The organism is Mesorhizobium sp. M2A.F.Ca.ET.067.02.1.1, from assembly GCF_004023285.1.
Lineage (GTDB): Bacteria > Pseudomonadota > Alphaproteobacteria > Rhizobiales > Rhizobiaceae > Mesorhizobium.
Genome location: NZ_RZSB01001127.1, coordinates 1 through 1,294 on the forward strand (window position 1 = coordinate 1; position 1,294 = coordinate 1,294).

The following is a 1,294-nucleotide window of genomic DNA, read 5'->3' on the forward strand; positions in this document are numbered from 1 at the left end:
GCGCCGGCAATGGGCGTTTGGCGGTTTGCTCGACGTGCCGGCCGATTATCTCGCCTCGATCCCGGTGCCGGTCTCGCGCGAAAAAGCGCTCGCCGGCAAAGTCACCATCACCTATGCCGACGTGGCGACGCCGCCGACCGTCGAGGAAATGGTCGCGGTGCTCGGCGCGCGCTGGGAAAAATTCCGCGACGGCTTCCGCATGCCGGTGGTGAATACGGTGCCGCCGCGCCCGAGCTTCGGCATCGTGCAATATGTCGCCTGGAAGCAGACCGAGCAGCACACGCCCGAGCAGGTTGACGCGGCCTTTGCCGCCGCCGATCCGGTCAAGACCGCTTCGACCGCTCTGGACCGTAGGCGGCACTGAATGCCAAGCATCAGCGATGGCTGCCCAGGCTCGCATACATGCCGGTGGTGCGGAACTGCGTCGGCGTGATGCCGTAGAAACAGCGGAAGACCTTCGAGAAATAGTTCGCATCCTCGAAGCCGCAGAGCACAGCCACCTCCTTGACCGGCAGGAAATCGGCCTTGGTGAGCAGCTTGGCCGCGCGCTGCAGGCGTTGCTGCAGGACGAACTCCGCCGGCGGCAATCCTTCGCTCTCGGCGAAGCAGCGCGAGAAATGGGCGCGGCTGAGGCCGCTGATCTCGACCAGCTCCGCTACCGGCAGCGGCTTGTCCAGATTGGCGTTGATATGATCGATGACCGACTGCATGGCGCTCTGCTTCTCGGCGAAGGCGTGCGAGCCGAAGACATCGTCGTAAAGCGCCATCGCCGCCTCATAGGCGATCGCGGAGGCGGCGCCGGGCGAAGCGGCACCCTTGATCAGCCGCAGGCTGCAATCGGCAAGGTGATCGACGGTCGCCGGCTGCAGCCGGAACACCGGGCCGGAGACGCTGAGGATCGACTTGTGGACGCGCAGCGCCTCCTCACCGTTCATCGAGATCCAGAAGTATTCCCAGCGGTCGCCCTGCTCCAGCCAGTAGCGATGATTGTGCGGCACCAGAACCAGCAGCGTGTCGTTCGCCTGCAGACGGTAGTTGCGGTTCTCGTAGCGCAGCTGACCGGTGCCGCTTATCGTGTGCTGGAGCACCGTGAACGGGGTCTGGCCACGCTTTCTGCCGTCCCAGTCATAGGTTTCGTCCTCGCGCACCTCATAGCCGGTGCTTGTCGGCATGGCATGCAGCCGCTGGCGCCCGCGGGGCAGCGAAATCGTCCGCATCAGCTTTCCATTGGCGATCAGGTCCCGCAGCACAAAATTACCCTCGAAAGCATAATCCTTCTCTGGCGGTGCCCGCC

1 protein-coding gene and 1 pseudogene are annotated in these 1,294 nt (G+C 64.5%); one reads left to right on the forward strand and one right to left on the reverse strand.

Going from position 1 to position 1,294, the window contains the following annotated elements; translation table 11 throughout:
- A pseudogene (locus EOA28_RS36065) lies at positions 1-364 on the forward strand (muramidase); the annotation flags it as partial.
- Positions 365-374: 10 nt separating this feature from the next.
- Here the strand turns inward: EOA28_RS36065 and EOA28_RS36070 are convergent.
- Positions 375-1,294, reverse strand: a 920-nt coding sequence (locus EOA28_RS36070) for an AraC family transcriptional regulator (protein ID WP_245501686.1), incomplete at its 5' end; no start/stop codon positions are given.